General features: G+C 62.1%; 6 protein-coding genes. 3 read left to right on the top strand and 3 right to left on the bottom strand.

Annotated elements, in window-relative coordinates; all coding sequences use genetic code 11:
* The first annotated feature begins 85 nt into the window (after nt 1-85).
* The 3 genes from glmS to DESPIG_RS07185 all read left to right on the top strand — a co-directional run bounded on the left by glmS (nt 86) and on the right by DESPIG_RS07185 (nt 5,246).
* A complete protein-coding gene (gene glmS, locus DESPIG_RS07190; RefSeq protein ID WP_040369661.1) occupies nt 86-1,912 on the top strand; it encodes a glutamine--fructose-6-phosphate transaminase (isomerizing) in 1,827 nt (608 codons plus the stop codon).
* 264 nt (nt 1,913-2,176) lie between these two features.
* Nucleotides 2,177-2,647, top strand: a complete 471-nt coding sequence (locus tag DESPIG_RS13290) for a DUF805 domain-containing protein (RefSeq protein ID WP_006006858.1) — start codon at nt 2,177-2,179, stop codon at nt 2,645-2,647.
* Between the two features lie 295 nt (nt 2,648-2,942).
* A complete protein-coding gene (locus DESPIG_RS07185) occupies nt 2,943-5,246 on the top strand; it encodes a hydratase (protein WP_006006853.1) in 2,304 nt (767 codons plus the stop codon).
* Between the two features lie 504 nt (nt 5,247-5,750).
* Here the strand turns inward: DESPIG_RS07185 and gap are convergent.
* The 3 genes from gap to surE all read right to left on the bottom strand — a co-directional run bounded on the left by gap (nt 5,751) and on the right by surE (nt 8,782).
* Nucleotides 5,751-6,752 carry a type I glyceraldehyde-3-phosphate dehydrogenase gene (gene gap / locus DESPIG_RS07180; RefSeq protein WP_040369659.1) on the bottom strand — a complete coding sequence of 334 codons (1,002 nt, stop codon included), beginning with the start codon at nt 6,750-6,752 and terminating at the stop codon, nt 5,751-5,753.
* Between the two features lie 69 nt (nt 6,753-6,821).
* A complete protein-coding gene (fba, locus tag DESPIG_RS07175) occupies nt 6,822-7,748 on the bottom strand; it encodes a class II fructose-1,6-bisphosphate aldolase (protein WP_040369657.1) in 927 nt (308 codons plus the stop codon).
* Nucleotides 7,749-8,023: 275 nt separating this feature from the next.
* The gene (gene surE / locus DESPIG_RS07170) at nt 8,024-8,782 is read right to left on the bottom strand and encodes a 5'/3'-nucleotidase SurE (RefSeq protein WP_040369655.1); all 759 of its coding nucleotides are present in this window, start codon (nt 8,780-8,782) and stop codon (nt 8,024-8,026) included.
* Between the last annotated feature and the right edge of the window lie 52 nt (nt 8,783-8,834).

Below are 8,834 nucleotides of genomic sequence, written 5' to 3'. Positions count from 1 at the left end.
ACCTTTTTTCCGCCAGGAAAAGGTTCCCTTCCCCCCTCAAAGAAAGCTCCCCTCTCCACCATCCCTTATCGCATAGGAGGTCACCATGTGTGGCATTATCGGATATGCCGGGCACCGTCCGGCGGTGCCTGTGGTCATCGAAGGCCTGCGGCGTCTTGAGTACCGCGGCTATGATTCCGCGGGCGTTGCCTGTGTGCAGCGCGGTGAGCTGTGCATCACCCGTGCCCAGGGCAAACTTTCTGCCCTTGAAGAAAAGCTGGCCAAGGAGCCTGTTTCCCTGGCCACCTGCGCCATGGGCCATACCCGCTGGGCCACGCACGGCGTGCCCGCCGAGCGCAACGCCCATCCCCATGCTTCCAACGACGGCCGCCTGGCCATCGTGCATAACGGCATCATCGAGAATTATCAGGAACTGAAGGAAGAGCTGCTGCAAAAGGGCTATGTCTTCCATTCCGAGACCGACACGGAAGTGCTGGTCAACCTCATCGCCGACTGCCACAAGCAGGAACCCGACCTGCTCAAGGCCTTTGCCGCGGCCCTGCGCCGGGCCCACGGCGCCTATGCCGTCTGCCTCATGAGCCGGGAATATCCCGGCGAGATCTGGGCCGCGCGCATGTCCGCCCCGCTCATCTTCGGCATCGGCACGGGCGAGCACTTCGTGGCTTCGGACATCCCGGCCTTTTTGCCCTACACGCGCACGGTGGTCTTTCTGGAAGACGGCGAGATCGTGCACGCCACCAATTCCGAATACGAGATCCTGAGCCTGGCCGACCTTTCCCCCGTGGAACATGAGCCCCAGACCATCCAGTGGGACATGCAGGCGGCCCAGAAGGGCGGCTACCGCCACTTCATGCTCAAGGAGATCTTCGAGCAGCCCCAGGTCATCGTGGACGGTCTGAGCGGCCGCCTCAACGCCGCCCGTGACACCGTGCTCCTGCCCGAGCTGGATGCCCTGCCCGTGCCGCGCCGTCTGCATATCGTGGCCTGCGGCACGTCCTACCATTCCGGCCTTTGGGCGCGGCACCTCATCGAGCCCTGGGCCAAGGTGCCGGTGCAGCTGGAGATCGCTTCCGAGTTCCGCTATCGCGAGAGCCTGCCCCTGGACAAGGACGACATGGTGCTGGTTATCAGCCAGAGCGGCGAGACCGCCGATACCCTGGCCGCCCTGCGCATCGCCCGCGAACACGGCGTGCCGGTGCTGGGCCTGTGCAACGTGGTGGGTTCGTCCATCGCCCGCGAGTCCTCGGCCGTCATCTACACCCAGGCCGGGCCCGAGATCAGCGTGGCCTCCACCAAGGCCATGTGCAGCCAGATGCTCATGCTGGCGCTGGTGGCCCTGTACTGGGGTGGCCGCCAGGGCATCATGGACGCGGCGGCCCGCGCCCGCCAGATCGCCCTGCTGGAATCCCTGCCCTCCCAGCTGGATGCCGCCCTGCCCGCCATGCATGAGAAGGCCCGCCAGCTGGCCCGTGCCTATGCCCAGGCCCGCAACTTCTTCTATCTGGGCCGCGGCCACTGCTACCCGCTGGCCCTGGAAGGGGCGCTCAAGCTCAAGGAGCTCTCCTACATCCATGCCGAAGGCTATGCCGCCGGCGAGATGAAGCACGGCCCCATCGCCCTCATCGATCCGGCCTTCCCCACCTTTGCCCTGGCTCTGGACGATGCCCTCTTCCCCAAGGTGAAATCCAACATCGTGGAAGTGCAGGCCCGTCAGGGCAAGGTCATCGCCCTGACCAATCCGGGTATGGACCTGGCCGTGGACGATGTCTGGGAGATCCCCGCCCTGCCCGCCCCTCTGGCCGGTTTCATGGCCTTGCCCGCCATGCAGCTGTTCAGCTACGAGATGGCCGATTATCTGGGCAAGGACGTGGACCAGCCCCGCAACCTGGCCAAGAGCGTGACCGTGGAATAGGCCCGCTCCTTCCCTTTGCAGGATAAATAAAAAGGACGCCTCAGGGCGTCCTTTTTTCGTCTGAGATTGGGGACAGATATCCTATTGCTGTCATGCTAAGCTGTTCTTATAGAAGAACGGTTTTCTTCCTTCCTTTTTTTGCACAATACTGGAAAATCAAAAATAAATTTTTTAATATTAATATGTTACTGTAAAAAATAAAAATCCTGCTATGCACAGGATGATGGATATTATATAGCTGATCAAAAAGAGGAGTGTGGTATAATGAATTTTGGAGAGTCGATACATACGTGCTTGATAAAGAAGTTTGCTCATTTTAAAGGAAGGGCATCTCGTAGTGAGTTTTGGTATTTCCAGTTGTTCATATTTATAGCTTCTCTATTTAATTCAATTATTTCCAATGCTTCTCCACAAATCGGCGCGATTGTTTCCATCATAATATCACTTGTTTTGGTTATCCCATATTCAGCAGTCACAGTTAGAAGGCTTCATGATGTAAACAAAAGCGGATGGTATTTGTTTTTGTATATTTTTATTTGTTTTGGTGGATTAACTTTAGTTCTCATGTCTCTATGGAATAGCGGTCAGAAGGCATTTGAGGAAAGCCTTATGATATATATAATTTTACAATTGGGTAATGTGGCATTCATGCTATTCAATCTTGTAAGAAAAGGAACTCAGGGAAAAAATAGATATGATGAGTGGGATGAATGTGCTGGTAATAAAAATAATTAACGAGCTATCCTTCTTTTAAAAGATATTAGTCCAGATTTTTTTCGATAAAGCGCATTTGGGAAGGCGGGGGAGTAGGTCTGGTCCCCTTTTGTACGCCAGTAAAGGCGGGCCTTCTCCCAAAAAACACGTGTCCCTTCCGGGCATTGCCAAAGCATTTTGGCCTGTGGCATAGTATCTGGTGCAAAATTTCACGCCCGCCGGATGTTTGCGCATCGCCCCGTCGCCGTGGACGGGGAAAGGTCGGGCTTGCCTTTTATCGCCATCACGGCACAGCACAGACTACGCAGGAAGCAAGATGATCCAACTGAGCGACAAACCGGTCATTGTGCAGGGCAACACCCTGATGGAACAGGAAGAAGCCGCGGCGCGCGGCATCGACTGCGCCGCTGCCCGTCAAAATACCCTGGCCTGGAACATCCTGGCCGCCCACAACACGGCTGCCGGGGACGACCCTACCCTGCGCCTGCGTTTTGACGCCCTGGCCTCGCACGACATCACCTATGTGGGCATCATCCAGACGGCCCGCGCCAGCGGCCTGGAACGCTTCCCCATGCCCTACGCGCTCACCAACTGCCACAACAGCCTGTGCGCCGTGGGCGGCACCATCAATGAGGACGACCACCTCTTCGGCCTGACCGCCGCCCGCAAATACGGCGGCATCTTCGTGCCGCCCCATCTGGCGGTCATCCACCAGTACGCCCGTGAAATGATGGCCGGTTGCGGCAAGATGATCCTGGGCTCCGACAGCCACACCCGCTACGGCGCCCTGGGCACCATGGCCGTGGGCGAAGGCGGCCCCGAGCTGGTCAAGCAGCTGCTGGGCAAGACCTATGACGTGGCCCGTCCCGAAGTGGTGCTGGTCTGGCTGGAGAACGCTCCCCGTCCCGGCGTGGGCCCGCAGGACATCGCCATCGCCCTGATCGGCGCTGTGTTCAAGAACGGCTTCGTCAAGAACCGGGTCATGGAATTCGCCGGTCCCGGCGTGGCGGGCCTTTCCGTGGAATACCGCTGCGGTATCGACGTCATGACCACCGAGACCACCTGTCTGTCCTCCATCTGGACCACGGACGACAAGGTGCGCGATTACCTGGCCATGCACGGCCGGGCCGATGATTACACCGAGCTGCGTCACGACAAGCCCGCCTGCTTCGATCGCTGCATCCGCGTGGACCTGTCCACCATCGAGCCCATGATGGCCCTGCCCTTCCATCCCAGCAACGCCTATCCCGTGGCCGAGGTGGTGCGCCATGCCGACGAGCTGTTCGCCGCCGTGGAAGAAGAGGCCCGCAAGCAGTTCGGCAAGGCCGGTGAAGGCCTGAAGCTGCGCGACAAGATCCATGACGGCGGCGTCTGGGTGGATCAGGGCATCATCGCCGGTTGCGCGGGCGGTTCCTTCGAGAACTGCTGCATGGCCGCCTCCATCCTGGACGGCCGGAGCACCGGCTGCGGCGAGTTCTCGCTCTCCGTCTACCCCGCCAGCGAGCCCCAGGCCATCGCCCTGGTGCGCAACGGTGCCGCCGCCAAGCTCATGGCCGCCGGTGCGGTCATCAAGAACGCCTTCTGCGGTCCCTGTTTCGGCGCGGGCGACACGCCCGCCCACGGCGCCCTGTCCATCCGCCACTCCACCCGCAACTTCCCCAACCGCGAAGGCTCCAAGCCCGGCAACGGCCAGATCTCTGCCGTGGCCCTCATGGACGCCCGCTCCATCGCCGCCACCGCCGCCAACGGCGGCCGCCTGACCCCGGCCACGGAACTGGATTGGGACAAGCTGGCCGTGGACACCACCTACACCTTCGATGCGGGCATCTACCAGCGCCGCGTCTACAACGGTTTCGGCAAGGCCGATGCCGCCGCGGAACTCAAGCGCGGCCCCAACATCGCCGACTGGCCGTCCATGAGCCCCCTGCCGGAGAACCTGGTGCTGCCGCTGGCTTCGGTCATCACCGACCCCGTGACCACCACCGACGAACTCATCCCCTCGGGCGAGACCTCGTCCCTGCGCTCCAACCCGCTCAAGCTTTCCGAGTTCACCCTGTCGCGCAAGGATCCCGCCTATGTGGGCCGCGCCAAGGACGTGCAGGCCATGGAAAAGGCCCGTCTGGCCGATCCTGCCGATGCCGCCCTGCTGGCGAAGCTGGAAGGCATGCTGGCGCCCCTCAAGGCCGCGCAGCCTGAGGTCTACGCCGCGGTGCTGGGCGCCGGCCTGAAGGACACGGGCATCGGTTCCACCATCTTCGCCCTCAAGCCCGGTGACGGTTCCGCCCGCGAGCAGGCCGCGTCCTGCCAGAAGGTGCTGGGCGGCTGGGCCAACGTGGCCGCCGAATACGCCACCAAGCGCTACCGCTCCAACCTCATCAACTGGGGCATGCTGCCCCTGCTGGCCGATGCCGCTCTGGCGCAGAAGCTCAGCGTGGGGGACTGCTTCGTCCTGCCCGGCATCCGTACCGCCGTGGAACAGGATGCCGCCAGCATCACCGGCTGGCTGGTGAGCGCTGCCGGGGCCGTGGAGGCCGTTGAGCTGCGTCTGGGCGATCTGACCGCCGACGAACGCCAGATTATTCTGGACGGCTGCCTCATCAACTTCTACAACCACAACTAACGCCGCGGGACGAGACCGCCGCGTCGCCATCTGGAAAGGGGCCTCACCGGGAGGCCTCTTTTTCTTTGGGGCGCTCTCTTTCTTTTCCCAAGGTTTTTTTAAGGATTCCATCAGCTGGAAGGTCCGCAGGGCACTCTCGTTCCTGTCGCCGGGGCACGTCCCTTGTCTGCCCTTCCAACACATATGCCAACACGGGCAAGGGGCGGCTCCGGCGGCCCCGCGGCTGCCCGGCCTGACAGCCGCTGTGGCGGGAGCTCCCTTGCGAGACGGGGAACTCCCGCCTGTGTTTTTTAGGATGGGAGTTTCATGGCCCAGAGGCCTTGGCGCCACTGCGGCGTCGCCTCTTCTGGATAAAGCACGTCGGGGAAGGGATGAGCGTGGGAAAAGAGAAAACTTTTTCGCATTGGCGGAGGGGCCCTTCCCCCACATCCGTCCATGCCGCCGGGCATAAAAAAGGACGGCCCTCACGGGCCGTCCTTGTCGTATCCGTTGGCGTGCGGAGCCTTACAGGCTGGCGGCCACCTTGCGCAGCAGGCGGGCCAGCTGGTTGGTGAAGCCGGATTCGTTGTCGTACCAGATGATGAGCTTGGCCATGGTGCCGTCCAGGACCTGGGTGGACAGGGCGTCCACGACGCCGCCGTGGGTGCTGCCCTTGAAGTCGATGGAGACCAGGGGCTCGTCGCAGTAGCCCATATTGTCGTGCAGGGCGCCGTCATGGGCGGCCTTGAGGGCGGCATTGATCTCTTCGGCGGTGGCGGGCTTTTCCAGCTCGCAGGTCAGGTCCACCAGGGAGATGTCGGGGGTGGGCACACGCACGGCCATGCCGTCCAGCTTGCCCTTGAGGGCGGGCACCACCAGGGCCAGGGCCTTGGCGGCACCGGTGGAGGTGGGGATCATGGACACGCAGGCGGCGCGGGCACGACGCAGGTCCTTGTGGGAACCGTCCAGGATGCGCTGGCTCATGGTGTAGGAGTGGATGGTGGTCATCAGGCCGTGGCGGATGCCGAAGGCATCGTTGAGGACCTTGGCCACGGGAGCCAGACAGTTGGTGGTACAGGAGGCAGCGGAAAGCACGGTATGGGCGGCGGCATCGTAGATGTCGTCATTGACGCCCATGACGATGGTGGCGTCGGCTTCCTTGCAGGGGGCCGAGACTACGACCTTCTTGGCACCGCACTGCAGGTGCTGGGCGGCGTCTTCGCGCTTTTTCAGGGTGCCGGTGGTCTCCACGGCGATGTCGATGCCAAGACGGGCCCACTCCCATTCGCCGGTCTTGCAGCGGGTGACTTCGATATGACGGCCGTTGATGATGATGCCGTTGTCGTCATGATCGACGGTGCCGGGGAAAATGCCGTACACCGAGTCGTATTTGAAAAGGTGGGCCAGCGAAGCATTGTCGGCGCGGGCGTTGATGGCGGTGATGCGGATGTCTTCCGAGTCAGCCAGCAGACGCAGCAGATAACGACCGATGCGGCCAAAGCCGTTCATCCCCAAAGATACGGACATGTTGCGCTCCTTCACGCGAGAGAGATGGAAAACGCCGCCTCCCCGATGGAGACGGCGTGAGATACTGGTTTAGGCTTTGCCGGAAGATCCCATGACGTTGCGGATCTTGTGGGCGACCATATCCTTGACGGCCTGTCGCGCGGGTTTCAGGTACGCGCGGGGGTCGAAGGCTTCGGGATGTTCCACCAGATACTGGCGGATGGAGGCGGTCACGGCCAGACGGATGTCGGTATCCACATTGATCTTGCACACGCCCATGCCGGCAGCCTTGCGCAGCATGTCTTCCGGCACGCCGCGGGCGCCGCCCACCTGGCCGCCGAACTTGTTGCAGGCTTCCACGAATTCCTGGGGCACGCTGGAGGCGCCGTGCAGCACCAGAGGATAGTTGGGCAGGCGCTTGCCGATCTCTTCCAGGCGTTCGAAGTCCAGCTTGGCTTCGCCCTTGAACTTGTAGGCACCGTGGCTGGTGCCGATGGCCACGGCCAGGGAGTCGCAGCCCGTGCGTTCCACGAAGTCCACGGCCTGGTCGGGGTCGGTGTACACGTGGTCGGCGTTGCTCACATGCTCTTCCACACCGGCCAGCTTGCCCAGCTCGGCTTCCACCCAGATGCCGCGCGGGTGGGCGTATTCCACCACCTGCTTGGTCAGGGCGATGTTTTCTTCATAGGGCAGGTGCGAGCCGTCGATCATCACGGAGGTGAAACCGCCGTCGATGCAGTCGCGGCACAGCTCGAAGCTGGAGCCGTGGTCCAGGTGCACCACCACGGGCACGGACGGATCCTCGGCCAGGGCGGCTTCCACCAGCTTCATGAGGTATTTCTGCCCGGCATAGCTGCGCGCGCCCGAAGAGACCTGAAGGATCACGGGGGATTTTTCCTCCGAGGCGGCCTGCATGATGCCCTGCACGATTTCCATGTTGTTGACGTTGAACGCGCCCACAGCATACCGGCCCGCATAGGCGGCGGCGAACATTTCCTTAGGCCCGATAAGCGGCATGGATTCCTCCTGCACCAGGTGCGATACGACACTGCGCGCACCATGCGCGAGTGTGGGATAAAATGGGAAGGCGGACAGAAAGCGACTGTCCGGCCGGCCTGTCTGATGTATCGGCGGCCGCCGCCGGATCCGGCAGGGATGCATGCCGGAAGGACTGTTGTGGGGCAGCCGCAACGAAGCGATTCATCATATAAAAAAAAGCCCCAAAGGGGAATGACTTTGGGGCGGTCGTGGAAAAATTCATAAAATCGGCACCCGCAGGGGCCTTATGCTGTCTAGGAAAGCAGCATGTCCTCCAGACTGCGCAGACTTTCGTGGTCCGTGAACTCGAAACGCAGGGGCGTCACGGTGATGTAGCCGCGATTGAGCAGGTCCTTGTCCGAACCGGCGTTGATGGTGTGCGGCGGGATCTCGCCTTCCAGCCACCAGTAGGGCTCGCCGCGCGGGTCCTTGCGCTCGGCGTAGGCGTTCTTCCACACGGCGCTGGTCTGTGGGCAGATGCGCAGGCCCTTGGCCTCGGACAGCGGGCCGCGGGGGTAGTTGACGTTGATGACGCGGCGGTGGGCCACCTTTTTCCAGTCGATGCGCGCGGCCAGCTCCACGGCGTGGCGGGCGATGGCGTCCATGTCCGGGTGACCGCCGCTGGCATCGCAGGAGAGCGCCATGCTGGGCAGGTCTTCATGGGCGGCCTCGGTGGCCGCGCCCACGGTGCCGGAATAGAGGATGTCCGGGCCCACGTTGCTGCCCGCGTTGATGCCCGAGATGACCATGTCGGGCCGCTTTTTCAGCAGGTTGCCCAGGGCCAGCTTCACGCAGTCCGTGGGGGTGCCGTACAGGCCCAGACCTTCGAAGTCGGGTTCCTCGATCTTGTGGGCACGCAGGGGGTCGAAAAAGGTCAGGGAATGGCCCACGCCGGACTGTTCGTGCATGGGGGCCACCACATGCACGGTATGCCCGGCTTCGCGCAGGGCCCGGTACATGGCACGCAGGCCCTCGGCCCGGATGCCGTCGTCGTTGGTCAGGAGCACACGCATTTGACAATACCTCTGAAACAAGGGAATCTTTATGGATAAACAGGCCCCCGCG

It is taken from the genome of Desulfovibrio piger ATCC 29098 (assembly GCF_000156375.1).
GTDB lineage: Bacteria > Desulfobacterota > Desulfovibrionia > Desulfovibrionales > Desulfovibrionaceae > Desulfovibrio > Desulfovibrio piger.
The sequence above is the reverse complement of the archived record's forward strand: the minus strand, read 5'-3'. Positions and strand labels throughout refer to the sequence as shown.

Excerpts from the sequence above, each read along its gene's own strand:
- glmS (WP_040369661.1), top strand. The coding sequence starts at position 86 with ATGTGTGGCATTATCGGATATGCCGGGCACCGTCCGGCGGTGCCTGTG.
- surE (WP_040369655.1), bottom strand. The coding sequence starts at position 8,782 with ATGCGTGTGCTCCTGACCAACGACGACGGCATCCGGGCCGAGGGCCTG.
- fba (WP_040369657.1), bottom strand. The coding sequence starts at position 7,748 with ATGCCGCTTATCGGGCCTAAGGAAATGTTCGCCGCCGCCTATGCGGGC.
- DESPIG_RS13290 (WP_006006858.1), top strand. The coding sequence starts at position 2,177 with ATGAATTTTGGAGAGTCGATACATACGTGCTTGATAAAGAAGTTTGCT.
- DESPIG_RS07185 (WP_006006853.1), top strand. The coding sequence starts at position 2,943 with ATGATCCAACTGAGCGACAAACCGGTCATTGTGCAGGGCAACACCCTG.
- gap (WP_040369659.1), bottom strand. The coding sequence starts at position 6,752 with ATGTCCGTATCTTTGGGGATGAACGGCTTTGGCCGCATCGGTCGTTAT.